At 51.1% G+C, this 24556-nt stretch carries 24 protein-coding genes, 1 tRNA gene and 1 pseudogene; 5 read left to right on the plus strand and 21 right to left on the minus strand.

Features of this window, described 5'->3' with window-relative positions; translation table 11 throughout:
• Window positions 1-87: 87 nt before the first annotated feature.
• On the minus strand, window positions 88-531 hold the full coding sequence (locus RB297_RS17050; RefSeq protein WP_015734297.1) for a GNAT family N-acetyltransferase: 444 nt from the start codon (window positions 529-531) through the stop codon (window positions 88-90).
• A 354-nt stretch (window positions 532-885) separates the two neighbouring features.
• Window positions 886-1149 carry a hypothetical protein gene (locus RB297_RS17055; protein ID WP_192569184.1) on the minus strand — a complete coding sequence of 88 codons (264 nt, stop codon included), beginning with the start codon at window positions 1147-1149 and terminating at the stop codon, window positions 886-888.
• 135 nt (window positions 1150-1284) lie between these two features.
• Between RB297_RS17055 and RB297_RS17060 the strand changes: the two genes are divergently transcribed.
• Window positions 1285-1357 (plus strand) — tRNA-Val (locus tag RB297_RS17060).
• Between the two features lie 197 nt (window positions 1358-1554).
• Here the strand turns inward: RB297_RS17060 and RB297_RS17065 are convergent.
• Both RB297_RS17065 and RB297_RS17070 read right to left on the minus strand, forming a co-directional pair.
• A pseudogene (locus RB297_RS17065) lies at window positions 1555-1674 on the minus strand (YolD-like family protein); the annotation flags it as partial.
• A gap of 132 nt (window positions 1675-1806) precedes the next feature.
• Window positions 1807-2103, minus strand: a complete 297-nt coding sequence (locus RB297_RS17070) for a hypothetical protein (protein ID WP_041621959.1) — start codon at window positions 2101-2103, stop codon at window positions 1807-1809.
• A gap of 368 nt (window positions 2104-2471) precedes the next feature.
• Here RB297_RS17070 and RB297_RS17075 point away from each other — a divergent pair, with 368 nt between their 5' ends.
• Window positions 2472-2705 (plus strand): ATP-dependent DNA ligase, encoded by a 234-nt coding sequence (locus tag RB297_RS17075; protein WP_375121114.1) that lies wholly within the window; start codon window positions 2472-2474, stop codon window positions 2703-2705.
• 62 nt (window positions 2706-2767) lie between these two features.
• Here the strand turns inward: RB297_RS17075 and RB297_RS17080 are convergent, their stop codons facing one another.
• On the minus strand, window positions 2768-2875 hold the full coding sequence (locus RB297_RS17080) for a sporulation protein YjcZ (protein WP_192569185.1): 108 nt from the start codon (window positions 2873-2875) through the stop codon (window positions 2768-2770).
• Window positions 2876-3410: 535 nt separating this feature from the next.
• Here RB297_RS17080 and RB297_RS17085 point away from each other — a divergent pair.
• Window positions 3411-3512, plus strand: a complete 102-nt coding sequence (locus tag RB297_RS17085) for a YjcZ family sporulation protein (RefSeq protein WP_096773114.1) — start codon at window positions 3411-3413, stop codon at window positions 3510-3512.
• A 154-nt stretch (window positions 3513-3666) separates the two neighbouring features.
• Here the strand turns inward: RB297_RS17085 and RB297_RS17090 are convergent, their stop codons facing one another.
• From RB297_RS17090 to RB297_RS17135, 10 genes are all read right to left on the minus strand, one after another.
• Window positions 3667-4080 (minus strand): hypothetical protein, encoded by a 414-nt coding sequence (locus RB297_RS17090; protein ID WP_375121008.1) that lies wholly within the window; start codon window positions 4078-4080, stop codon window positions 3667-3669.
• A gap of 19 nt (window positions 4081-4099) precedes the next feature.
• On the minus strand, window positions 4100-4363 hold the full coding sequence (locus RB297_RS17095) for a hypothetical protein (RefSeq protein WP_375121009.1): 264 nt from the start codon (window positions 4361-4363) through the stop codon (window positions 4100-4102).
• A complete protein-coding gene (locus tag RB297_RS17100) occupies window positions 4353-4559 on the minus strand; it encodes a hypothetical protein (protein ID WP_009589586.1) in 207 nt (68 codons plus the stop codon). Before RB297_RS17100 ends, RB297_RS17095 begins: the two co-directional genes overlap by 11 nt.
• A 285-nt stretch (window positions 4560-4844) precedes the next feature.
• Complete coding sequence (locus RB297_RS17105) at window positions 4845-4985, minus strand: cyclic lactone autoinducer peptide (protein ID WP_009589655.1); 141 nt, start codon at window positions 4983-4985, stop codon at window positions 4845-4847.
• On the minus strand, window positions 4969-5511 hold the full coding sequence (locus RB297_RS17110; protein WP_051425425.1) for an accessory gene regulator ArgB-like protein: 543 nt from the start codon (window positions 5509-5511) through the stop codon (window positions 4969-4971). The genes RB297_RS17105 and RB297_RS17110 overlap by 17 nt, the downstream gene beginning before the upstream one ends.
• Window positions 5453-6130 carry a hypothetical protein gene (locus tag RB297_RS17115; RefSeq protein ID WP_375121010.1) on the minus strand — a complete coding sequence of 226 codons (678 nt, stop codon included), beginning with the start codon at window positions 6128-6130 and terminating at the stop codon, window positions 5453-5455. The genes RB297_RS17110 and RB297_RS17115 overlap by 59 nt, the downstream gene beginning before the upstream one ends.
• A gap of 781 nt (window positions 6131-6911) precedes the next feature.
• Window positions 6912-8543 (minus strand): hypothetical protein, encoded by a 1632-nt coding sequence (locus RB297_RS17120; RefSeq protein ID WP_096773110.1) that lies wholly within the window; start codon window positions 8541-8543, stop codon window positions 6912-6914.
• A 1-nt stretch (window position 8544) separates the two neighbouring features.
• On the minus strand, window positions 8545-9330 hold the full coding sequence (locus RB297_RS17125; protein ID WP_015734287.1) for an ABC transporter ATP-binding protein: 786 nt from the start codon (window positions 9328-9330) through the stop codon (window positions 8545-8547).
• 64 nt (window positions 9331-9394) lie between these two features.
• Window positions 9395-9934: a GNAT family N-acetyltransferase gene (locus tag RB297_RS17130; protein ID WP_192569188.1), complete on the minus strand. Its 540-nt coding sequence runs from the start codon at window positions 9932-9934 to the stop codon at window positions 9395-9397.
• A 22-nt stretch (window positions 9935-9956) separates the two neighbouring features.
• Complete coding sequence (locus tag RB297_RS17135) at window positions 9957-10583, minus strand: TetR/AcrR family transcriptional regulator (protein WP_375121011.1); 627 nt, start codon at window positions 10581-10583, stop codon at window positions 9957-9959.
• Window positions 10584-11018: 435 nt separating this feature from the next.
• Here RB297_RS17135 and RB297_RS17140 point away from each other — a divergent pair, with 435 nt between their 5' ends.
• Complete coding sequence (locus RB297_RS17140) at window positions 11019-11393, plus strand: L,D-transpeptidase (protein WP_255250458.1); 375 nt, start codon at window positions 11019-11021, stop codon at window positions 11391-11393.
• 59 nt (window positions 11394-11452) lie between these two features.
• Here the strand turns inward: RB297_RS17140 and RB297_RS17145 are convergent, their stop codons facing one another.
• Window positions 11453-11836, minus strand: coding sequence for a VOC family protein (locus RB297_RS17145; RefSeq protein ID WP_096773105.1), 384 nt, complete (start codon window positions 11834-11836; stop codon window positions 11453-11455).
• A gap of 88 nt (window positions 11837-11924) precedes the next feature.
• Between RB297_RS17145 and RB297_RS17150 the strand changes: the two genes are divergently transcribed.
• Entirely contained in the window at window positions 11925-12086 is a 162-nt protein-coding gene (locus RB297_RS17150; protein WP_015734281.1) for a hypothetical protein, read from the plus strand.
• A gap of 67 nt (window positions 12087-12153) precedes the next feature.
• Here the strand turns inward: RB297_RS17150 and RB297_RS17155 are convergent, their stop codons facing one another.
• From RB297_RS17155 to RB297_RS17175, 5 genes are all read right to left on the minus strand, one after another.
• Window positions 12154-14070 (minus strand): beta-N-acetylhexosaminidase, encoded by a 1917-nt coding sequence (locus RB297_RS17155; RefSeq protein WP_375121012.1) that lies wholly within the window; start codon window positions 14068-14070, stop codon window positions 12154-12156.
• Window positions 14071-14205: 135 nt separating this feature from the next.
• Entirely contained in the window at window positions 14206-16941 is a 2736-nt protein-coding gene (locus RB297_RS17160) for an alpha-mannosidase (protein WP_375121013.1), read from the minus strand.
• A 21-nt stretch (window positions 16942-16962) separates the two neighbouring features.
• Window positions 16963-20103, minus strand: a complete 3141-nt coding sequence (locus RB297_RS17165; protein ID WP_375121014.1) for a beta-galactosidase — start codon at window positions 20101-20103, stop codon at window positions 16963-16965.
• Complete coding sequence (locus RB297_RS17170; protein ID WP_015734277.1) at window positions 20100-21419, minus strand: glycoside hydrolase family 125 protein; 1320 nt, start codon at window positions 21417-21419, stop codon at window positions 20100-20102. Before RB297_RS17170 ends, RB297_RS17165 begins: the two co-directional genes overlap by 4 nt.
• 21 nt (window positions 21420-21440) lie before the next feature.
• Window positions 21441-24554: an alpha-mannosidase gene (locus tag RB297_RS17175; protein WP_375121015.1), complete on the minus strand. Its 3114-nt coding sequence runs from the start codon at window positions 24552-24554 to the stop codon at window positions 21441-21443.
• Window positions 24555-24556: the final 2 nt, after the last annotated feature.

Consider the following 24556-nt stretch of genomic DNA (forward strand, 5'->3'; position numbering starts at 1 on the left):
AAAAGACCTCGAGGCGATGCTCGAGGTCTTTTCTTTTTTTGGGGACGATGCGGAATGACCGGCATCTTATTTGGTTTGGTTAGAGGCCTACAATTCCTTTTTCATGCGAACATGGGGAATGCCTGCATCATCAAACGGCTCGTCCGAAATCGTCTCATACCCGAGCTTGCGGTAAAAAGCCTCTGCCTGCACCTGTGCATCGAGCACGGAATATTGCAGCTTTAGTTCGCGAGCCTGCGCTTCCAGCGCCATCATCAGCACACGGCCAATCCCTTTGGAACGGAACGGCTTCCGCACCGCGATCCGCTGCATTTTGGCGGAATCCTTATTGTAATAGGTAATACGCCCGGTTGCGGCGTACTGCCCCTCCGACTTGATCAAGACATGGTGTGCATCCGATTCCAGGCGGTCGTAATCATCGATCTCCAAATCGATCGGAACCTTCTGTTCTAGGACAAACACATCCTTTCGGATATCCAGCGCCTGCTGCAACTGCTCTTCCGTTGATACATTGATGATTTCTGCTGCCATTTCAACACCTCTTTATGTAGAATCATTTCCTCGTGATATCGCAGGTCGAGATATTATACAAAATATTCGTTTTCCTGTATAGTAGTAGAAGCTAAGGTCTTCACGAAAGGAGCATTGCCTTTATGAGCATGGGAGCCACGATATTTTGGGCTGTGGTCATTGCTGCCCTGATCATCTATCCCACCTTCTGGACGATCAAAAAAGGTTATTCCCGCAAATGGGATGAGGAATAGCATCGGCCGTCTTACAACAAGCCGCCAGCCTGCCAGCCGGCGGTTTGTTCTGCTCACGGTTCGATCAGAGATCATCATGATGGTTGGCCCGCGTTAAGCATAATGCCGTTCCTGGAGCTCATTATGGATGGAGATCCCTTAACGTGTCCGCCGCATCCATCGGGGATACCGGCTCCAGCGCCCCGCTTCCCTGCTTGGAATATACGTCCTGATCAACAGAGCGCCCGTACACATCCAGCATCACGGGCGCTGCAGGGGCATGCAGCGGCTCCAATTGCACCGATGTTCTTTCCGGGACACTGCAGCCGCCGCCCGCAATAGATACCGCCAATAACGAGAACACCAGTCCTGCTCGCTTGATACGATGGGATTTCCCACCTGTCATGCCATTCACGCTCCTTCATTGGCAAAATCATGCTGTATTTAGTCTGAACCGGAACGTGGTATTTTATAACGAGAAAACCATTGACAGCCGCCTTGTCTGCTGGTAATATATGAATTACCTTTTTAAATATTTCACGATCTGTTAGCTCAGCTGGGAGAGCACTATCTTGACAGGGTAGGGGTCAGTGGTTCGAGCCCACTACAGATCATCACAAGGAGCCCTTGCGCAGCAAGGGCTTTTTTCTTTTCTTCTAATGGTTGTCTATCTGAATTTCAGGGACGAATTGGGGGACATAGTGAGTTAGACACTACTTCTAAGCCCGCATTTTGGTCTTATTTGACCTCATTTCTACTATTATAATAATTTGTTCAAGGGTAACGCCTTCTTTATATAAAGAAAGATAAAAAGAACCGGTTTATTCTTCCTTCCCTCTTCCAGCTGCCGGCGGATGATAGTTTCTTTATGTTCAGGAAGCATCATCCGGCTGGATTCCCAAAGTCCGTTACCTTCAAGCTTTTTACGTATCGTTGTGATTCATAGTGTCCTCCGATTTTAACCGAAACGTGATGTTAAAATATTTACGCAATTTCGTTACATCACAGCCTTATTATGTATACAAAAAAACCTTGAGGTTATTTAAACCCCAAGGATTTTTCGTTATTCTTCTTTCCAAACAGTATACCAATGTGTTGCTGTAGATTTATCATCATCTATGTACCAAAAAAAGTACTCCACTCCATCAACTGTAATGTAATGTAATGGCGTGAAATAGTCTCTGCTATACTGACTTTTTGGGTACATATAACCCGCTTTTACTTTACATGGGTTACAATATTGAGGCGTTATCTCAGATTCTGTCTGTGAGATAGGACTTGCAGATACTGGCGCTGCTACAGTCATAAAAGCAGCAATGATAGAAGAGAATATTACAAATTTTTTCCCCATTCTAACCACGCTAACACCTCCAGATATTTATAAAAGTTAATTTACATAACCCATATCAATTGTATCATTTGGATATTATTGGAGTATATAGTGTTTAAGAACCATTAAATGGTATAATTATGTATTTTTTATTCCGGATTTATCTTTGTCAATTGTCGCATTTGTCCGGGCTATTTTTAGAATAGATGACATGACATTAATCTACCATTACTTCTCGCCTCTTTATTACATAGCCAAGCGCTATAATTCAGGTTAAGAGGTATTTCTATGTCAATTGAACCGATGTTACTCGCAACAGCGCCCGCTCCATTCTCAGACTCGCATACGCGCGCCATAACAACGACTGTTCTCGCCAATATCCTGAGATAGCCAACGCTATATTTCCGCATAACATCGTATTGGACGGAGAAATCGCGTGCGTTGATCCCGCGACTGGCAACTCGGATTTTAAAGCGGTTATGACACGAATCCAGGCGAAGAAGATGGATAAAATTACAGCTTTAGCCGGAACTCTGCCGTCTACATTCGTCAATTTCAACGTGCTGCAGTATAACGGCTACTTCACCGATAGAAGACAAAGAAAAAGGACCCCCGATAGCCTAAGCCGGTAGGGATCCTCTCACATAAATACAACTGTTCAAATCACGTAGGGTCTTTGTCATCCGGGGGAGTATTATACCCAGAAAGAACCTAAAATGATGACCAACAAGATAAAGAGAACAAGAACTGCTCCGACTGAGTTTTTACCGCCGTATCCACCTTCGTAACCAACTTCACCCATGAGGACTCCTCCTTTCAACGATCTCGATACAAAGTATTCAAAATTTCAAGCAATGCTAGGGCCAATATTCTTATTAACAAAAAAAAACGCCAGCCTAAGCCAGCGAGGTTCTTTTTACCGATGCGGCGCTGACCACATGGATATCACGGGTTGTGTTACCCGAATTTTTTCTCCTTCCCGTCAATGGGGACGGAAAATGGAGCATATGACACCGTACAAAAAGAGGAAGCTGTCACAAAAGCCATAAAAATGACTGCGGGACAGCTTCTTTTTTTTAAAGAAGGAAACCTGAGTTGTAGTTGGCGGGCTACACTCTCATGTATATTCACAGAAATGCCACTTTGCTAATCATTTTCATATGTACATCATCCAAAAAATACATAGGGGCTGCAACAACTCCCTCACGTTAAAAACTTCACCCTAGCAGCAATCGAGATAGGCTTGAAAATTAGGCTAAACACTTAGTTAATCACCCAAGCTTATACATAAGTGACCACATATTAATAATATGACTCTAAACAAAGGAGGAATAACCATGAGCGCTGATGCCGGGTATGGCTATGGCCGTAGTGCTGCTTTTGTCTTGGTTCTGTACATTCTTCTCGTTATCATTTTGGCAGCAGGTTTTTGGATCTAAAAACTAATGAAAACAGAAGCTGTTCCAAAAGCCATGAAAATGGCTGCGGGACAGCCCATTTCATAAAAAAACCATTCAGCGAGTCTCGGGGACGATGGGGGAAACTAAAGAGGCCAAGTCCCCGTCTTTTGTCCTTACCTAAGACGCAAAAAAATCAATCGAATATCGGTGCTTGATCCCATTCCAACTTAAATTGAGAACCAAACTTTCTGACAGAGTCTATATCAGCCGTAAGCGTGAAATCTTGATCAGCCCCAAAAAAGCCCAACTCATAAATACCTTCCGATTGGCTTCTTCTCCAGCTTAATTGATAGAGATGTTTTTCGAATGACATATATAATCCATCTAATTTGAATCCATTCAGTGTGTCCAACGGAAATTCCGTAGTTACTGTAATATAATTACGAATCGTTAGATTCGTCCAACCGAAATTCAAATCATAGCTGAATCGGTTGGAATCATAAAATTTAAAGTTGATTTGGCATCCTTCGTACTTTCCAGGGATACGAGATATAAAATGAAATTCGGCTCGTGTTCCCTCATCCGTGCAATCTCTAAGCACAGGCATCTCTATACCTCCTGCCGACTCAATGTGTCGTCCAGTAATCCGCAGCTCTTTCCACTCTTTGAACGGGCTGTGCCTCTTCTTTCAGCACAATCAGGCTCTGCAATTCCCGCTTGTTCTTAAACATAACATAGCCTTGTTCCTCCAATGAAGCTATGCCCTCCATAATTTCGTTCGGTTTACGTCCCGTTAGGTACTTAAGTAACCGTAAGGTCGGGACACGGCTGCGATGGGCCGGATAGTTGATCAAAATTCGGAGCAGTTTTCGTTCCAGATCAGGAAGCATGCGAACCTCTTCCTTTCTGGGGCCTCCAGGACAGGATGTTGTTTTCATTGAATACCCGGGGCTTTCCCGTCTCCAGGCACGTTGCCCGAATCCGCTGATCCTTAATGCTGTGTATCTGTATTTTGCGCTGGGTAATGTTGCCCTTACGGTCTTCGTATATGATTTCTACGGTTTGCTCCAGGTATTTCTCAAACATGATGCACTCACCTCTGATAAGAACATTTGTTTGTATTATATGCGAACACTCGTTCTTTTATCAATGTTAATTTTACCCTAATCGGCTTGGCATCCATTACTAACAAACTCGCAATCATTGGAGCATCGATGGAACCGACCGTTAAGGACTCAGCTGTAGCTTCCTTAGTCATAATAAAAACCGGCGCCAACCGGCACCGGCTACTACGACCCATATCTCATTCAACAACCATGAACTTACCACAAATTTGGTGTACCCCAGTCCCCGTATCAATTGGATCAAGATTTATTTCAAAAGTTCTTCCGGCGTCTCTCCGCTATACACAAATACGGGACTTGCAGTATTAACGACAAATACGGCTACCAACGTCAGTGCAGATGCGATGAACGAAAAAAAACGATGACGAATCTTATGGATCCATAACATGAGCTTGTCCTCCTTTCCAGCGTAATAAACTAATAGCCTGGATTAAAAATATGACAGCCAATGTTGGGGACTGAAGGACAAAATTGAACATCACGATGAAGCAGCTAATCAAGCGGAGTTTAGAGTAATGCTTGCTCGGTATCCGGGATTGTCTCTCGATTCGGCTGGGAGCAAACAGCATAACCAGCAACAGACTAAGCGCATTCATAACGAGCACAGCTGCAATCCCCATATCAACGAAAGTCACCAAGGTAAACAGTGCTGTCGTGAACGCAATACAGCCGGCCCCCGTCTTAAGGTGATACCCTCCCGAGAATTGCCTCAGTATTGCGAAGCCCGTCAAGGCTATGACCGCCTCTCTCACGTTACCCGAGAAGATCGAAATCAGCAGCGTGAATACGACAATGAACATCACGTTGAATAGAATGGCGAGCGCGTGCTTCAAAACAGGAACGGAGGACGGATGATCAGGAACCTGACGTTTGATCCTCTCCGCTATCCGCTCTGACAGTCCTTCTATGATCATAAGACTCCCGCTCCTCTGTATTGATGGCATAATACAAGAAGATTCCAAATGTGATTCCAAAGAAGAGAAGATGCAGCCACAGGCGGTTGAGGTAAAACAGAATGGCAATTAATATCAGCACTACGATAATTAAAGCGATCAACAGAACATGTTCAAATTTAATGCGCAGCTTCTCCAGGTCGTACTTAAACCCGATACCGAACCTGTACATCAACCAGGATATCAGCAGTCCCGTCGCTCCTGACAGAACTTGAAGGATGTAACCTTTGGCAGGATCGGTCTGAATGGCATTGATCGATCCGAACACCGTAGTCAAATAGGCGGTTTGAATCAACGCATAGAACATGTAGCCTATAATGGTGCAAATCGCCGACCAAATGACTGGAATTTTAATGATGGCCGAGAACAAGAACACAAAGATCATTACCGTAATAAGCGGGGCAAGAAAATCGAGCGAGAGTTCATTCCGCATGATGTAACTCTGTAGATTGGCAAGGATCATAACCAGCAGGGCTTGCCATATGTACTCCGTTGTTTTAAATCTAAGCAATGTCATGATCAGTGAATAAATCGCCAGTGTTTCAAAAGTCGAAAACATCATAAACCAAATAGCTTCCATTCAAAGATTTCCTCCCTACACCGTAAAGAAATGGTTTAATGTGTACAACGCCACTTCCCGATTCATCCTGGCTGAGCTGAATGGTTATAACGTCTCTAAGAAACGTATATCTTCAGCCTTCAGATTCTATCGAGTCGTCCCTGAATGATGCATGTTCTTGAGGTCAATTCCGATGGCGCCTGCCATTTCTTATATGTCTGGAAGCTCTGATGAAAAATGCAATAACATCGAACGGCGTCAATAGCTCCGGCTGGTATACAATTACCAAGCACAACGGCCCGGAACTTATAACGCCAAGACGAAGCAAACCACTGCAACGTTCAATCCGCAAAACAAAAAACGAGCATCAATGATCAAGAATCCACGACCTTATGAACATGACTAAGCCAGAATAAACTCGTGTCGCACGATGCGTAACATCCTGACATCATCATCTAAGTCGATTATATAAGGCCATGTAGGCATAACAACAGGTAATTAAATACATATGTGGGGGAATCCATCATGGATCTATGAAGTGTAGAGTTTATAAAAGGAGATAACTAGATATAACTCTATTATATACGAACCTACGTTCCTGTTCAACCATTAAGGAACGACAGAATTTATTTTATTCTGACATAAACCTTACACAATTAGATATTAAGTTAGGATCAACTAATCTGCATTCCAAGAAGAGGCATCCGCCGGATGCCCCTCCCCTTTTATTCCGTTCTCGTCCCCAACCTTTCAAAGGGATGCGCCTTGTTAGCCGGAATGTTTTTGTGTATGAGTAAAGCAGTCACTTATACAGTCTGGTCCAAGCCAAACCATTGGCAGCCAGCAGCACGACGATATAGGCCGATATACCGTAGGTAACCGTGCTACTAAAATAGTGCAAGCCGCATAACCCGCCGACAACGATAATGAACACCAGCACCCACCAGCCGTCTTTTTGCTGAGCCATATTAAACGCTTGGGAGAACGGCGGATGGCGAAGCATCGTCTTGGCCGACACAGGAATCAACACCAAGCCGGTAAGAAGAATGATGAGAACGTCCGGTAGGATCCGAATACCGAATATGATCAGGAATACGATCGCATTCACAGTGAACAACGGCAGGAACATTTTTATGGCAAAGGCCTTTAAAGCTCCTTGATATAAGGGACTCATGCTTGGCAGCGGGGCCGCCCCAAACAGCCAGAAGGCCTTGGGTTTGCCGGAGAATTTCAACATCATCACGACGGTTACAATCATGATAAGCATGACGTGCAGCACATAGTACGACGATCCCCTGCCGATTTCCGCCAGGGAGGAATTACGGATCGTGGAGAAAAAGAACAAGTAGGGCAGCAGAACGGACAACCCGAGCGTAGGATACACCTTCAGCTTGAATTCTCTCTCGTTCTTCAACATGCTGGCAGATAACCGGAAACATGCCTGTTCCGTGAGGGACCGGCATACGATTTTGGCCAAAAACCTGTCAAACCGACCGCGCTCCCGCCCTTTTCCCGCTTCGCTGTGCGCCAGCTTTTCCAGATACTGCTCGAAGGATGGAATATAACGAAGGTACGCCACCATGAGCAGAACCGGAACGAACACGGCCAGTAAGGATAGGACAATCAGCCACCCGCTCCCCTCGCCGAACATCCATTCAAATGGGGCCGCAAACCATACGGGCGGAAGCAGGACCTGCCACCAGGCCGGCGTAAATACCAAATTGAAATCAATCAAATCAAATGAACGGATCACGAACTGATAGCCGATGGCCAGCGTAGCGGAAAGCCCAATCTGTACATAATTGATCAGATCCTTCAGTTTCTCTCCGTCCCAATATTTCAGCAGCACCAGATAAATCATGGAGGTGCTCACCAGTATGAGCATATTCATGAGAATAAGCTCAAGGATGCAGATCAGGAAGAACAGCACGCCATGCTTAAACAGCCCCACGACAAGTGAAGCGGCCGATAGCGCTCCGGTCAGCAGCAGCAAATAAATACCGGCATGAATCGATCTGGCCACGCCGACCGTGCGGCCGTCGATCGGTTTCGTCATCAAAATGCTGCGGTCGCGCACATCCAAAAGCACGGATGAGAAATCCGAAATCATGGAGGTCATGATCAGGAACATGAGGATGGCGGACAGGATGCTCATCGGCATCAGATATTCCGGATCGCTCCAGAACACAAACGGCGTCAGGACAAGCCCGATTAAGCCATACAACCAGAGGGAACTGACAAACAGGTTTTTGTCCTGCTCTTCAGCCTTCCGGCTGTTTGAAGATAATATGACGGGTGCCCGCCTCGAGTCCATCAGCAGCTTGACATGCAGGATCCGCCGCAGCGTTTCATAGTCGACACCCAATCTCGAGATAACCCCTTGAAACCGATCCAGCAGCTTCAGCATTCGAAATGAAACTTCCGGGCCCGCCATATCAGCTTCCCTCCCGAACGATCGATACGAACCGCTCTGCGATGCTGGCATGGTCATTGAAGCCCGTCAGCTGATTGAACACCTCTTCCAGCGACCCTTCATGGGAATGCTGCTGCAGCTCTTTAAACGTTCCGTCCGCCACCACCCGGCTGTCTGCGAGCAGAACGATCCGGCTGCTGATTTTCTCGACGACGTCCATGATATGCGAGGAATAAAAAATCGTCTTGCCCTGTGCCGACAACTGCGCCAGTACCTCCTTGACCACCATCACGCTGTTTGCATCCAGCCCGCTTAAGGGCTCATCAAGGAACAAGAGATCCGGGTCATGCAGGAGACTCGAGATCAGCAGCACCTTTTGCCGCATTCCTTTTGAAAACGTGGCGATCCGAGCATGGTAAGCCTTTTGCATGTCAAAGCAGTCCATCAAATGTTTTGCCTTATAATCCGCAGCATCGTATGTAAGTCCGTACAATTCGCCGATAAAAGTCAGATATTCCGCGGCCGTTAACTGATCGTATAATTCCGCCACCTCGGGCACATACCCGATTCTCCGTTTATAATCGATATTCCCGTCGGAAATATCCTGGCCGAATATGCGGACCGTTCCCGTATACCCTTCAACCAGCCCAAGCATAATTTTAACCGTCGTGCTCTTTCCCGCCCCGTTCGGACCGATATATCCTATCATCTCGCCGCGGTTGACCTTCAGATCAATCCCGTTCAATACATAACGGTTATCATATTTCATGCGCAGGTCTTCAATCGATAACACTTCATTTTCGGACATGATTGATTCTCCCATTCCCTCTTTTGTCATCTCATACCTACCTTATTATGGAAGTGCGGGAAAATCAACCGTTGGCGGTATACTCGCTCTGCAAAAGCCCCATGTGCACAATGTCATGCCAGGCACCGTTCCGGTACAAGCTCTGTCTGGAGCTGCCTTCGTGGACGAAGCCGATTTTTTCGTACAGCTTGATCGCTTTATGGTTAAAAGAGAACACCCGCAGGCTTACCCGGTGCAGATTCAGCTCCAAAAAGGCATAATCCAGCAGCAGCTTCATCGCTTCCGAGCCGTATCCCCTGCCCCAATAATTCTTATCGCCGATGTCGATGATGCACTCCGCATTGCGATTCTTGAAATCGATGCCGACCAACGACATGATGCCGATCGGTTGGCCTGTTTCCTTCGCCTGGATCAGATAGCTCTTCGAGGACGGAGTGCCGAGGATCACATGCTGAACGAAGTCCTTGGTCTCCTCCATTTGGTAAGTATCCAAGCTGGGACTGGTGGATTGCATCACGTCCAGGTCATTGCGCCAGGTATGATACAGCTCCGCGTCATCCATGGTCATTTTTCGACAAGACAATCTAGCAGAATCAAACAGCATTGCTATAAGCCCCTTTCTGTCATCATGATTCTATGGTTATCGGATTTAGCATTTCGCCGAGAGAGTAGAGGAAAGACTCCAGCTGCTCCGGCACGCAAGTCACCCCAGCCCCAAGCTGGAAGGTATCCAGCATGAGTCCGTTGAGAAACGAGATCATGTACCGTGCGATGGCTTCCGGTTCCAGACGCGGCCGAAACTCCCCCTGCTCCTGCCCATTCCGGATGACCCCGCACAGAGCCTCGACCGTAATCTGATAGCGCTCGGTAATATAGGGATCTTCTTGCTTCGCATGATCATAAGAGGAAGACAGGAAGTATTCCGCCCTGGCGAGCACAAGCGAGTGATGAATCAGCGAGATGTCCTCCTGCTGTTTCTTGATCCAGTCCAACAATTGCTTCCATATCGAATGTGGCGAATCCGGTTCAAAAAAACGGAGCGCCTCCTGATCGTCATAACGCAGAACCTCCAGAAAAACATGCTGCACATTGCCAAAATACGCGTACACGGCGCCGCGGGACATGCCGGCTTCCTCCATGATGTCCTGCATCACGGTGCGGGTATAACCCTTCCTAATAAAGACGCGCCTGGCTGCCCTCAAGATTTCAAGCTTTTTCTGCTGCTTGTATTCGTCGCTGACCCTTGGACACATAATCCTCCCCACCTTCGACCTTAAACTGACACTGGTGTCGTTTTTCATGTCATATTATAAACGACACTCATGTCGTTTTCAAACACCATCAGTAATTTACGCTGACCCCTTACAGCAAAGTCCCTTAAAAGCACAAATTGAGCGCAGCCATGACACTATCGTTTTTTAGATGGAATGTCCCATAATGCCCCTGCCGCTTGATCTTTGAAAACAACTTGTTCTATTTCCGGCAGCTGCACATTTCCGTCAACATTCGCGAATCCCCGCATATATATGGGGGAGAACGAAAAGAGGTGATCGGACATCATTAAGGGCATCGGCCGCATACTGGTCTTCGCCTTACTGCTCGTATTCTTTCTCCCCTCCGTTACCCAAGGTGCGGCAGGAGGACAGAAGCTGGACAGTAAGTACACCAAGTACGCACAGTTTATCGTCATTGACAAATCCACCAACAAGCTGACGTATTACGAAAAAGGCAAGGTCATAAAAACTTTCCCCGTGGCCACCGGCAAAAAACCCTCCTATACGCCGGAGGGACTGTTCAAAATCCACGAAAAAGTGAAGAACAGACCGTACTACAAGGAAGGCATCAAGGGAGGAGACCCCCGCAACCCGCTTGGGGACCGCTGGCTCGGAATTAATGTGAAAGTGAACGGCCGAACCAGTTACGCTTATGCCATCCACGGCAACAACAACGCGAATTCGATCGGAAAGTACGTATCCGCGGGTTGTATCCGGATGCACAACAAGGACGTGCGATGGCTCTACGACAAGGTAAAAATGAACACCCCCGTCCTCATCCAAAAATAAGGGGCGACCATGAAAAAGCCAAACACTGCACAAGTGTTTGGCTTTTTAGGTTTAACGTTTTACGAGCCGTACTCGGCTCCGAATTCAATAATGTTGCGGTCCGGATCGAGCACGAATATCTGGGCGAAGCCTGCAACGCTGTCGGGTTTGGCTACATACTCGACGTTCATCCGGTCCAGCCATTCCTTGGTTTCCCGGTAGCTCTTCACCCATACCGAGAAATGTCCGTCCGTTGTATCGATGCCCCGCTCCCGCAGCGTATCGCTGACGGGATGCTCCAGCAGATGGAGCTGCTGGTCCCCGACGGCATACCATACCCCTTTCGAATCAAACGGCGGGCGCGGCAGCTCCCGAAACTTGAGAACGTCCGAGTAAAAAAACTTCGCCTTCTCCAAGTCGCGCACCGCCAAGCTCACATGGTGCAGTCCTTCAAATTGAATCATGAATCCCACCCCCAGGTATGTAACTGTATTGTAAAGGATACCTTATCATTATATAACATGAATTAACCAGCCAAGGGGGGAGTTCACCATGGATATCCATTCGGATGAATACAAAATCGCTGCGCTCAATGGAAATGAAGGCACGTTGAAGGCAATTGAAGACGCCGAAACCAAAATTGCCGAGCTGACCGGCAAAGAGATCACGCTGATTGCCTACGAGAAAGAACAAACACAAGGGGAGAAGCCATAACCAAGCCCCTTAGAAAAAAGGCTGCCCTCCAAGCGTCTACAGTGACCTTGGCAGAGCAGCTTTTTCATTAGATGAAGCAGGACGCCGTCACGGCCGCCTGATAGGTTACATTAACCTCCAGCGGTCTGTCGGTTAGACCATTCTGATCGAAAAGCATCCGGTCGGCTTCCAACTCCTCGATTTCGTCGACTACGCCTTCCACATAATCCGCAAGGCGGTCCCGCGTAGAGGAGATTCGCGCGAGCAGCCCGCCGTAGCGGAGATCCAGCACCTCCCAGCCAAATGGCTTATACGTGCTCATCCATAGTCCCCTGTGCGATAAACGCAATGCCTCGATGCGCCGCTTCAGGTCGTTTAACGGGGAATCCGCTGCGGAAGCAAACTCAGCAAGACGGTCTTTGTTTCGTGTGTCGTAAAGCCTTTTCAACGTAAGGCCCAGGTTGCTCTTGATAACGAGGACCGAGGCCAATTTTTCATAAAAATCAAACAGGCGGTTAAACGGTGCCGGGTACTGTTCCTTGCATTCCCGCCATCTCTGCTCCAGCTCGGCGTAATGTCCAGGCAGCACGGAATCCGCTTCCCCCTCCACATGCTTGTCCAGCAGCCCCAGCAAAGGATCCTGCCACAACAAATACTTCGAAGGATTGGCCATCCAGTGATTTCCATCGGACACGCCGGGAACCTCATCCATATATTTCAGCGCGTTCAGCGATCCGAACAAATCGATGCCCGTGCAAGCCGCAAGCCTTCTTGCCAGAAGCTCGTCGCTGATATCGTCTCCGTACCCATGCTCGCCAAACAGCTGGAGGCCCGCCAGGATGACCAGGTGATTGGTTTCGTTTCCGTTATCCCCCCAGGCGGTGGCGATGACTTCGCGGATCCCTTTCGTTTTGGCGGCGCGCAGGGCAGGATGGCTGGTCATCCAGGTCTTGCCGTTGTTCGGGCTGATGCTGTTCCACATATGAATGCCGCCGGCAAAAATCGGCTTGGAGCCCAGCTTCATATGCTTCTCATACAGCCGCTCATACCCCTGTTCATCCCTACGTCCGTAATCCCAATACACGAATTGGACGCCTTGGGGAATGCGGCTCATATTATCGTCGGAAAAATCCGCATCCAGATTGTACAGCGAACCTTGATAATCGTTGGCCAGCAAATTAAAATACATGTCGCTCCAGATCATCGGCCGGAGTCCGAGGCGCTCGGTAATGGCAAGCACCCGGCTGACATGGTCATTCATAATCTGAAACCGGTCCTGGACGCCGTTCAATTTTAAATACTTGCCAAGGCCGACCTGAAACGCCTCGTCCATCCCGATGTGAATCCGCTTGGAACGGAACATCCCGGATGCGGCGGTGATCATCTGTTCGATGAAAGCATACGTCTTCGGCTCGCCTGCAAGCAAAATATCCGCATGATCCTTCAAATCTGCGGCATAGCCCCATTTCAGCGCTTGCTGCAGATGCCCCAAAGTCTGGATGCAGGGGATCATCTCGATGCCGAACAGGTCCGCGTAATCGTCGCATTCCTTCATTTCCGAAGCCGTGTACCGGCCGCGCATATAACCGAAATACGGCTGCTCTTTCATCTCGTACGTATCCTCGGTATACATCATCAGCCCGTTCAGCCCCATCAAAGCCATATAGCGGATAAACTGCTTGATCACCTGAACCTTAAGCACGCCATTGCGCGAAACGTCAAGCATCGTGCCGTTGAAGCCAAACCTGGGCTCCTCGGTCAGCTCGAACCGGTCACGCTCCCTCGCCTGCTCCAGAAACACCCCTAAAGCACGAAAAAAATGAATCTTCTCCTGGTATCGGATCATCCCCTGCCCATCCTTTAATGACGCCTGGATCGGTCCTGGAGCCTGAATGACTCGAATCTTTAGGCCCTCTCCCTCCGTAATGCGGATATCCAATATGTCCGAGAGCTCGCCAACCCCTTCAAGCAGCTTCTCCGGCAGGTTATCAAAATAAATCTTCATCTCCATACCTCCATTCTGTTTTTGAGATGATGCCTATCACATTGCAAGACAGCAAAGCCCGATCCCTGTCATTTCGGAATCGGGCTTTTGCTAGCCGGGATGGATCACCATGCCCGGCGTATATTTGATCGAAACTTACTCGGCTGAAACTTTAACGCCCAGCGTCAAGATCTCATAAGGTTTCACCGGCAGCGTAAAGCTTCCGTGATTGTCAAAGCTTTGAACCGCTCCCTCTTCCTCCAGAATATTGCTCTTATACACGCCCTGGGACGGCAAGGAAGATGTCAACGCAAGCTCAGCATCTGTGCCTGCCATATTGAACCAGCGCAGCATCAAGTCCCCTGTGTTCGGATTCACTTTCAGGGAAGAGAATGCGAGCTCATCGCGGGTCCATGCCAGCGGCTGAGAGGTGGAAGCCACCTGCCCGTTATGAACGCCGGTCTGGGCAGCCGTCCATGGAATCTGGAACTGGTAAGCCTCAGCATAAGCGCCGGAAGCGATGCCGTTGCCCTGATGCGGAATGACCTCCATACGTACCGTATGAACGCCGATGCACTGGGCTTCAGGCGTCGGGAAGTAACCCCAATCGCCGAGCTCGCCTACGGAGCGAAGCAGCGTAACGGCAATCGTATTCCGACCGTCCCGCAGGACTTCGTACTCGTTTAAGCCCTGGTTGGCCACCGTCAGTCCTGCCGCAGCCGCCGTAACGTCCACGAAAGCCTGTTGATGAGCCGTGTAGCTCGGGTTCTCCCATTCGGCAGCCGGTTCATTGTCCCGTTTCGCCACTTCGAACATGGAATCCACGTAATGGGAAGATGCCTCCAAATCGGTCGGGAACAAAGCACGCACCCGATGATCCTTCGCCTGATTATCCAACGTGGCTTCGATCTCCACGCCTTTGCCGCTGCGGTTCAAGCTGACCACGGTACGTATGCGCATCGGCACCATCTCGCTTGATCTTTGCGCTTTGCGGTTCGGATAATACACAAGCTCATGCTGCTCTTCATCCAGCTTGCTGTCCGCCATAGCCGGTATGGACCAGTTATGAACGATTTCAACGGATGCCCGGTAAGGCGTGTCTTCCAGAACCGTAATTTCGGCGGTCAGTCCTTTGGTTGTCAATGGAACTTCGCCGTCCGGCTGTTTGTACATATATTCGTTACCGATGTCTCCGGTATTTTCATAAACGCCCAGATCGCGGTATACTTGTCCGTTCTTTTTATCCGTCAGGGAGAAGGAACCGTCCGCTTGGATTTCGACCTTGATCAGGTCATTTTCCAACACGCTCGACTGGCTGATCAGGGATCCCGTCTCGGCAGGCTTCACTTCGCTCTTCACCCATGCATAGGCAGTCAAGCCCATGGCAGGAATGTCGCTTGCCTCGAAAGTCAGTTTCACGCGGCGGCACATATACGGCTGGCGGAAACGGTCGTCCGGCAGATCGTACCCGAACTGAAGTCCGAGGTCCTCTACGGTGCAATGCACGGCCTGACCTTCAGCGTTAACCAGCACGCGGCCGGACAAGTCGACTTCCTTCATCCGGCGGCTGGTTTCCTCAAGCGAATAGCCTTCCCGGAAATAGAGGCGTTTCGCGTCCAGCTCGATGCTGACCGTACCGCTGCGTTCCCATCCGCTCGTATTGAATACGACCAGCGGCAGCGGATCGGTGCCCCATTGCTCGAATCCGCTCGTGTCCACCGCATCCGCGATGACGCGCACGCTGTCGTCCACGATATTTTCCGCCACGTGGGCGCTTTTCTCGAAGCGGGTGACCATCTCGCGGTGAACTTCGTCCACGCTGCAGCCGCAGATGCTGTCATGCGGATGATTCTGCATCAGCGTCTTCCACGCATAGGTGAACAGATGATGCGGATACTCCTTGCCAAGCAGGCTGGCGTAGGATGCCAGCGGCTCGGCCACTTTTTCCAGCAGAGTCTGGCCGCGCTGGTTCATCTGCTTCAGGTATACGCGCGCCGAAGCGGTGTTCACGAGCGTTCCCCATCCATCGGTGCGCTGGCTGCGGAGCTCTCCTTTGACGGAGGAAAGATCCTGCGGCAGCTTCTCGCGGACGGCTTTCAAGTAATCGTCGAAATTGGAGTGGATAAACTCCGTATCCGGATACAGCTTCGTCGCTGTACGAATGCCTTCCGGAAGATCAGTCTGAATCGGCTGATGGTCGCAACCGTTCATGTACAGCAGCTCAGGCGTGGAAGCGTACTTCTCGGCATCCGCCAGCTTGCGGTCCCAGAACGCCTTCGCCTCGGCTTCATCCACGGGAACTTCGTTGCCGTTGCTGTACCAGTTGGCAAACAGGATGCCCAGCACCTTGGAGCCGTCCGGACCTTCCCACATCAGCTCGGAGAACGAAGATTCATAGCCGCTGTCGGAGACGGTATTGTTAAAGCCCGTCGGCTTCACGCCCCGCCCGAAGAAGGCGTTATCGATGCCGGACTGGAGCATCAGCTGCGGGATTTGGCCCGTAAGTCCAAACGTATCCGGGAAATAACCGATTTTGGCAACCGTGCCGTACCGCTTCGCATCCTGGTGCCCGATCTGCATATTTCTCACGTTGGCCTCGCTGCTCGTCAGGTAAGCATCCTGCAGGATGTACCAAGGACCGATGATGATGCGGCCGTCCGTGATCAGCTTCTCCAGCTGTTCTTTTTTCTCAGGTCTTACCTGTAAATAATCTTCGATAATAATCGTCTGGCCATCAAGGAAAAAGCTGCGGTATTCCGAGTCCTTTTCCATCGTCTCAAGCAAGCTGTCCATCAGCTCGATTAACCGCACATGGTGCTTTTCGTACGGCAAATACCACTCGCGGTCCCAGTGAGTATGAGAAATGATATGTGCCTTTCTGGATTGGTCCATCTCTACTTAGTCCCCCTTATGTTAGCCTTTCGATACGGTGATTTCGACTTCATCCGGACGGTACACCGATAACAGGTCGCCGCTCGCATCCACTGCGAACAAGACCGAGCGATCCGCCTCAAGCACGAATGAATAGGTAAGGCCGGTTGAAGGATCCTTCACCTCGACGTTCGCATCCCACGATTGCTCTGAGCCGAAGACGAAGAGCGCTCCTTCTTCAAACGTTACTTTGCGTCCGTATACGCCCGAATGTTCTCCGCCTTGATTCCAGATCAGCCCCGTGTCGGCTGCGGAAAGCTCCAATGCATGCCGGTACAAAGCCGAAATGGCGTCGATCCGGTCGTTCAGTTCTACCGGAAGCGGGCTCCAGAGCAGACGTCCTGCCCCAAGCTTCACGTCCACGATCGAGTCGCCGGCTGCGTCTGCCGGTTTAGCCACGCTGCCTGCCGGAATTTCCTTGCTCAGCTCGGCAATCTTGCGGTGCCCATATGAAACGGGCCATGCACGATCCCCTAGGCGCAAGCTTTCTTCCCGGCGCACATTTGCCAGCTTGCGCTCGCCCAGCTCTGCGGTCATGCGATCAACCGGATGCCAGTAAGCATCCAGACCGATCGGACCGGTCAGGAGCAGCGTGGCTCCCGTTTCCTCCACGATCGTTATCAATTCGGCAAACGCCTGGTCATCCACATTGTGGGCGCTCGGCAGAATGATGAATTTCGCCGGATTGCTGCGCAGCGAGCTTAAATCATACTCCCCAACGGCACGGAACGGCACGTTCAGCTCGTAAGCAAGCGCGCGCGTCGCCTTCGTCGTCGCTTCAAACGCAAGCTTCCGGTTGGAGAAATCGTTGGAATAAGGGAAGATGACCGCGGTCTCTTCAAGCTTCCGGCCTGCAAACAAATCCCGGATGCCTTCCATGAAGGCGCCGAAATCATAGGATACGTCCGCTTCCGGTTTCTCCGTGCCATCGGCGCGGACAGCTCCGATATGCGATTCATTGGCATTATCCATGTAGAAGTTCGTGTTCCAGATCCAATGAATGGCTCCTGCGCCACCGGTAGAGAAAGCGTAAGCATACTTGCGCTCCAGCAGGTTCCGAAGCTCGGCTTCGCTCCGCTTCGCCCGGCCGTCCGGTGTTTCCACGTACATAATGCCCGTTTCCTGAATCAGGTTCGGTTTATCCGGGGTTTTGGCAAAGATGCCGTCCCAGATCAAATAGTCGTTGAACCACCAGGAGTGAACCGTCGTATAGTCCACGGCTTCGGCATAAAAGAACGGGGATGGACGCTGTGCGCCAAGCGCCTCGTCTTGTCCGACGGTCACCATATGATCCGGGCACACCGCTTTGATATCTTCATATAATTCCTTGGCCCAGCGGTTATGCATATCCATGGAGAACAATACATAATCGAGCCATTGCCCGCCCTTTTTCCCCTGGTGCATGTCTTGAACGTCAAAATTTATGGCTTGAGGCTCCGGAGGTACCACGGAGTCAAAACCCGGCAGCTGATCGGCCGTCATGTTCCAGCGTTCCTGTAAACGCTCAATCGAGCCGTGACGCTTTTTCAGCCAATCGACATAAGCCTGCCGCTCGAACGAATCCTTCGCCGAACGCGGACCGTCCGAGAAAATTTGCGGCGGATCGAACATGGAAGGCTCATTGATCAGGTCCCAGTCCACATTTTTCGTGTCTTTGTGCCTTGTCACGATGGAACGTATGAACCGCTTCTGCGCTTCCACGCTTCGCGGATCGAGGTAAGGATTCTGGCCTTCCCATGTCTCCGGCGTGAAGGAGAAGAAGGTAAACGTTACCTGCAGATCATGCTTCTTCGCCGTTAACAGGAAGGCGTCAATCGAACGCATAACCTCCTCGGATGCATGCCCGTCCACCTGCATAATATTGCGATAAGCGGTCCAAATGCCGGTGCGGATCCAGTTGATGCCGGCACCCCGCATTTGCGCCATATCACGATCCCATACATCCGTATTCGGAAGGAACAGGAATTTACGCGCGACATCGGACGTCATGTACGTCATGCCGACAACCGGCATGGGACGGCCGTCCTTGATGAAGTAATCCCGGTTGCAGGTTACGGGCGAGCCTGCCTGCAGCAGCTGCGGATCGGCTCCCCAGAAGCCTTGTCTCAGCCTGCGGATTTCTCCGTCCGGCGCTTCGGCTTCGCACACCACGCGATAAGCTCCCGGCTTGATATCGAGCGCAACCGGGATGCGCTGTACATGAAATTGCCCGGTCACGTCGACGGTAACGGTATGATTCCATTCGGAAGATTCATCCCCGTCGCGCTTGACAGAGATGCGGAACGTCCAGCTCTGCAGCTCATGGACCGGCAGGTTCCGGCCAAGCCTTTGGGCCTGCAGGGTCAGAATCGCGCGCTCGCCGGACTCGTAGGTCGCATAATTCGGCTTGATCCACAGCTCGGTAATCCCCTTCGCGCAGAATGCCGCCCAGCGGCGCACCTCTGCTCCTCCATCCTGTTCCCAGAAGGAAGCGGTGAGTGGCTGATTCACAAACAGCCAGCGTCCGCCCAAGAAAGGTCCGCCGACATTTTCCCATAAAACAACCGGAGCGGCGACCTCTCTCCCGTTCGCCGTGCTTCCCTTAAGGAGCGGGTAAATCCGGGTATCCATCGGCCCGGCCGATCCCATTTGATGAGGCAGATCACTGCTCTTGGTGACATGCGGAACCAAATTCCACGTATCGCTGACGGTTAACCGTTCCCGGCTGCCCTCCATCAGCGGTATAACGTCGCTTGCAATCAAATGATCGACACGCCCGCTGTCCACAGGCAGCACCTCATGAATATGAAGCTGCTGGTGATACGCCGTCTGTTCGTGCTCCACCACCCAAGCGCCGTCCTCTTTGCGGACAGGACGCTTGAAGGGTGCGCCGCCAACGCTGACCAAGCCGCCGCCGTTTCTCAGAAAGTCCAGAATCGCTCTCCAGGCGGATTTCGGAAAATAAGGCGCGTGCAAATTGACAAAGCTTGCACCTTGTCCGCCTGACGATGCCAGCGCTTCAGCGAGGTCCTCGGCGCCGCACACCGCATCGAATGCATTCAGAGCCGCGGCGCTAGCCGGCAAACCGGCAGCTTCTGCTGCCGGAAAGGACGGATCATAGAATACAATCAAGCGCCCGCTCATAGAATCCCTGCTTTCATCGCCTGATACACCAATTGCGAGAACAGGCTGTTGGACCAGGCAAACCACGATCTGGTGAAGACTTTCGGATCGTCGGCATGGAACCCTTCATGCATGAAGCCGGTATCGGCATCGGTCGCTTCCAGCAGCGCAATCATCTCCAGCTTCTCTTCTGCCGTCTGCGCCGTAATCCCCTGCATCGACAAGGCCATATGCCAGATATAATCCGGCGGCGTGTGCGGACTGCCGATGCCTTTGGCAACGGTCCCCTCGTAGTAGAAAGGATTTTCTTTGCTGAGCGCGAACCGTCTGGTGTTCTGGTAGATAGGATCGTCTGCTGAGCAATATCCCAGATAAGGAATGGACATCAATCCTGGAGTGCCCGCATCATCCATCAGGCAGTAATTTCCGTAACCGTCCGTTTCATAGGCGTAGATCGGACCGAACTCCGGATGACGATAGATGCCGTACAGCTGAATTCCGTGATCCACGTCGGCTTCAAGTCGTTTCAGTTCATCCAGCAGCTTCATGTCACGGAACACCCATTCCGCGAATTCCTGCATTTGACGAAGGGCCACAACGGCAAACATGTTCCCCGGAATGTTGTAGTGGAAATCACAGGCATCGTCGCTTGAACGGAAGCCCGACCAGATCATGCCCGTATAATTCACAGGCATGCCGAGACCGTTGTTGCGCAGGGAGTCGGTTGGAATTCCGTTATCCCGCGTGAAACGGTAAGGCGATTTCTCGAAATGGTGCTGTTCGGTTTTAAACAGCTCGATGATTTTGATCATAGCCGACTTAAAGTTGGCGTCGAACACATCCGTCAGGCCGGTTTCCTTCCAGTACAGGTAGGCTAGGCGAACGGAGAAGCACAGCGAATCGATTTCGAATTTGCGCTCCCATACCCATGGCGACATGTCCGTTTCGTCGGTCGTGTTCCAGTGCCAGTCGTTGGCCGATTCATTGAAGGCATTGGCATAAGGATCGATATGAATATATTGAAAATGGCGTTTGATCAATCCGCTTAAAATCCGCTGAAGCTGCGGATCGTTCTTGGCAAACGGAATGTAATGGATCACTTGCTCTACCGAATCGCGCAGCCACATGGCCGGAATATCGCCGGTGATCACAAACGTCGTGCCATCCTCCATCAATTTGGTAGTCGTTTCCAGCGTGTTCGGGAACGTGTTCTTGAACAGCTGAAGCAGCTTGGGACGGTGCGCCAGCTTTTCTTCGGCCTCTTGCAAAACCGCCTGAATGGATTGCGGCAGCTCTAGCTCCGGCATTGGTATTTTGGGGAGTCTGAATTGTTCCATGATTTGTTCTGGCTCCTTTGACTAAGTATGTTGTGTGGTCAATTTGATGGTTTTGATCTCGTACGGCAGGAATTGAAGGGTTAACCTTCCTTCCGCGATATCCAGTTGTTCGAGTTCTTCTTCCAAGGCGTTGGATAGATGGACCCTTTCGCAAGGATAAGGCCAGCTCACAGTTGCCGCATCCCGGCCGCCCGCGGACTCATACATCCGAAGGACGTACCCCGTGCCGTCTTCTGCCGGCTTAACGGTATCCAGGATAACGTGATCACTCTCGAACGGAATAAACGAATGCACGGCAGGCTGCGAACCCTTCTTCGAACCTGTTCTCACCCATGGCAGATCATGATTAAGCTCGGCTGCTTTGCGGACGATTCCGGCGCTTCTCCAGTCTCCGTTATGCGGATAGAGGGAATACGTGAACTCATGCTCTCCCAAATCCGCCGTGACATCCGGCCATTTCGGCGCGCGCAGCAGCGACAGCCGGATCGTGCTGTCCTGAACGTCATATCCATATTTGCAGTCGTTGATCAGGCTGACGCCGTATCCATGCTCAGACACATCCGCGAAGCGGTGTCCGCAGACTTCATACTGCGCCTGCTCCCAGCTCGTATTGCGATGGGTCGGTCTCTCAATGGTTCCGAACGGAATCTCGTAGGTGGCCTTCTCGGCAACGACGCCGATCGGGAAACCGACTTTCAACAATTTATGCGATTCGTTCCAGCTGACAAACGTCTTGAAGTCGATCCGTCGGTCATGATGATAAAAAATCATATCCTGCGTGATCTCCGACTGATGAATGCGCCAGCGGAAACGCAGCACATCCTGGACTTCGCCCGCAGACACCAGCTTCTTCTCGATCAGCTCGGCATCGCCGGCGGATTGCTCCTCGTAGCGGGTATCGATATCCCACGCATCCCACAGCGTCGGACGGTCATGGAAGAAGTGGAAACGATTCGCGGCTTCGCCCGGCTTGATTACTTCCCGATGTGCTTCTTTATCCCACAGGCTCGTGATTTCGCCGCGCTCGTTAAAGCTGACCTTATAGAAATCCGTTTCCCAAGAATCTGCGAACACTGTAGTAGACTTCTCCGCTGCCTTTCCTTTTCCTACCGAAGGCTTCAACCAGATGGTCGTGTATCCCAAAGCCGGGATGCCTTGAACATGAACGTTCAAGCGCTGCGAGGTTTCGCCGTTCTCTCCGGATAAGGCATCGAATGGCAGCGGCGCGCCATCCGAATCGTACGGCGCAAGACCATGCTCTACTTCTAGCGAGATGACGGCGTCCCTTCTCCATCCAAGTCCGTTGAAGATAACATACGGAACGCCTTCCCCTTCTGTATCGGCCTGGTCCGCCAATACCTGAAGCCCGAGATCAAGGCTACGATTTCCTTTTTGGAATACCTCTGCGTATTCCTTCTCGGAGGTCACGTAAGATTCCGTTATCGCAGAACCCGGAATAATATCGTGGAATTGATTCAGCAAAATCAGCTTCCAGCCGTCATGCAGCTCGCTGACGATGCCCTGCTTCTTCTCGTTGTCCATCGACGGGAAAGCCACCGAGTTCCATAGCTCCGCCTCGCGGAACAGGATTTCCGCTTTCCGGTTATGGCGCTTGTTTCGTGCATGCGTCGTATAGGTGCCGCGATGAAGCTCCAGGTATAAATCCCCGCGCCATTTCGGCAGTTTCGGCTGAGCCGCGTCGATCCCGTCAAAAAACTCGGCAGCCGTGCTGTACTTGCTGGCAGGCTGACCGACCATCAGCTCGGCCCGGTTGATGTATTCCAGCATCTCGCGAGTTACGCCTCCGCCGCCGTCGCCGTGTCCATACAGCAGCATCTGCTCCGGATGAACGGCCTTTTGACGGTACGACTGCCAATGCTCGTGAACGTCCTTCGGCAGCGTGTTCTCGTTCACGCCATGGTTCAGATAGGAGAGCATCGGCGTTCCATCGATCCCGACCCAATGGAATAGATCGTATGGGAACACATTCGTATCGTTCCAGCCAAGCTTGGTTGTCATGAAATAACGAATGCCGCCATGCTTCAAGATTTGAGGCAGGGATGCACAGTATCCGAACGTATCCGGCAGCCATTCGATTTGCGATGTCAGGCCGAACTCTTCTTGATAGAAGCGCTGCCCGTACAGCATTTGACGCATGAGGGATTCCCCGCTCGGAATGTTCAGGTCCGGTTCGACCCACATCCCGCCGACCAGCTCCCAGCGCCCTTCCTTGATTCTGGCTTTCACTCTCTCGTACAGCTCGGGATCGTGATCCTTCAGGAATTGGTACAGCAGCGGCTGACTCTGCGCGTACTTGAATTCGGGATATTCGTTCATCAGCGCATCCATCGTGGAGAAGGTGCGGCTTGTTTTTCGTACGGTTTCCCGAACGGGCCACAGCCAGGCGATGTCGATATGGGACTGGCCCACCATATGCTCGGTGCCTTCGGCATGGCCGCCTATGGCTGCGACCGACTGTTTCAGATCATGCTCAATCGCGGTTACCTCGGCACCATCCCGAATGGCAGCGTCATTCAAGCCTACGAAGCGATCCATGGCCTGATACAGCGCCTCCATCATGCGGATGCGCCGCATATCCGTATCCGGCAGCAGGATAAGCGAATCCCGGATCACGGTAGCGGTGTACATCAGGCTCTGGACAGGCACGTTTACGAGGACAAGCAAACTTTGTACGCGGGTAATCGGTGGCTGAATGACAGCCTGCTGATTCAGCGGGTCGACCGGCTCCGGAATCGGATCGAACAATTCGATCTCCAACTCCATGTTCATTCCGATCCGCTTCGGATCCAGCGTAACGAAAGTATGATTCCGGTCCAATCCCTGATAAGACGCGCCATTAATGCGCAGCAGCCCCTCGCCCCCGGATTGAAACACGAGCCCGATCGCTCCATCTGCCCATTGCGGGGGTAACTCAAGATTCCTCCGAAAGAAATAGGTTGTCCCCTGCGTGCTCGGAAACCTGTTGAAGTTCTGCCCCTCCGGATAAGGGGCCGTCTCTTCGTACACGCCCGGAACCATGTAAGCGGACCGGGTAATGTCCCAATCTCGAAGCTCCGTCGATTCGAGCCACTGCCGCTCCGACAGTTCGCGTATAAAGCGTCGAATACGTTCCATTG

Source organism: Paenibacillus sp. CR_12, assembly GCF_041953985.1.
GTDB lineage: Bacteria > Bacillota > Bacilli > Paenibacillales > Paenibacillaceae > Paenibacillus_AQ > Paenibacillus_AQ lautus_A.

Excerpts from the sequence above, each read along its gene's own strand:
- RB297_RS17050 (WP_015734297.1), bottom strand. The coding sequence starts at position 531 with ATGGCAGCAGAAATCATCAATGTATCAACGGAAGAGCAGTTGCAGCAG.
- RB297_RS17055 (WP_192569184.1), bottom strand. The coding sequence starts at position 1,149 with ATGACAGGTGGGAAATCCCATCGTATCAAGCGAGCAGGACTGGTGTTC.
- RB297_RS17080 (WP_192569185.1), bottom strand. The coding sequence starts at position 2,875 with ATGGGTGAAGTTGGTTACGAAGGTGGATACGGCGGTAAAAACTCAGTC.
- RB297_RS17085 (WP_096773114.1), top strand. The coding sequence starts at position 3,411 with ATGAGCGCTGATGCCGGGTATGGCTATGGCCGTAGTGCTGCTTTTGTC.
- RB297_RS17090 (WP_375121008.1), bottom strand. The coding sequence starts at position 4,080 with ATGCCTGTGCTTAGAGATTGCACGGATGAGGGAACACGAGCCGAATTT.
- RB297_RS17095 (WP_375121009.1), bottom strand. The coding sequence starts at position 4,363 with ATGCTTCCTGATCTGGAACGAAAACTGCTCCGAATTTTGATCAACTAT.
- RB297_RS17100 (WP_009589586.1), bottom strand. The coding sequence starts at position 4,559 with ATGTTTGAGAAATACCTGGAGCAAACCGTAGAAATCATATACGAAGAC.
- RB297_RS17105 (WP_009589655.1), bottom strand. The coding sequence starts at position 4,985 with ATGTTATGGATCCATAAGATTCGTCATCGTTTTTTTTCGTTCATCGCA.
- RB297_RS17110 (WP_051425425.1), bottom strand. The coding sequence starts at position 5,511 with ATGATCATAGAAGGACTGTCAGAGCGGATAGCGGAGAGGATCAAACGT.
- RB297_RS17115 (WP_375121010.1), bottom strand. The coding sequence starts at position 6,130 with ATGGAAGCTATTTGGTTTATGATGTTTTCGACTTTTGAAACACTGGCG.
- RB297_RS17120 (WP_096773110.1), bottom strand. The coding sequence starts at position 8,543 with ATGGCGGGCCCGGAAGTTTCATTTCGAATGCTGAAGCTGCTGGATCGG.
- RB297_RS17125 (WP_015734287.1), bottom strand. The coding sequence starts at position 9,330 with ATGTCCGAAAATGAAGTGTTATCGATTGAAGACCTGCGCATGAAATAT.
- RB297_RS17130 (WP_192569188.1), bottom strand. The coding sequence starts at position 9,934 with ATGCTGTTTGATTCTGCTAGATTGTCTTGTCGAAAAATGACCATGGAT.
- RB297_RS17135 (WP_375121011.1), bottom strand. The coding sequence starts at position 10,583 with ATGTGTCCAAGGGTCAGCGACGAATACAAGCAGCAGAAAAAGCTTGAA.
- RB297_RS17145 (WP_096773105.1), bottom strand. The coding sequence starts at position 11,836 with ATGATTCAATTTGAAGGACTGCACCATGTGAGCTTGGCGGTGCGCGAC.
- RB297_RS17150 (WP_015734281.1), top strand. The coding sequence starts at position 11,925 with ATGGATATCCATTCGGATGAATACAAAATCGCTGCGCTCAATGGAAAT.
- RB297_RS17155 (WP_375121012.1), bottom strand. The coding sequence starts at position 14,070 with ATGAAGATTTATTTTGATAACCTGCCGGAGAAGCTGCTTGAAGGGGTT.
- RB297_RS17160 (WP_375121013.1), bottom strand. The coding sequence starts at position 16,941 with ATGGACCAATCCAGAAAGGCACATATCATTTCTCATACTCACTGGGAC.
- RB297_RS17165 (WP_375121014.1), bottom strand. The coding sequence starts at position 20,103 with ATGAGCGGGCGCTTGATTGTATTCTATGATCCGTCCTTTCCGGCAGCA.
- RB297_RS17170 (WP_015734277.1), bottom strand. The coding sequence starts at position 21,419 with ATGGAACAATTCAGACTCCCCAAAATACCAATGCCGGAGCTAGAGCTG.
- RB297_RS17175 (WP_375121015.1), bottom strand. The coding sequence starts at position 24,554 with ATGGAACGTATTCGACGCTTTATACGCGAACTGTCGGAGCGGCAGTGG.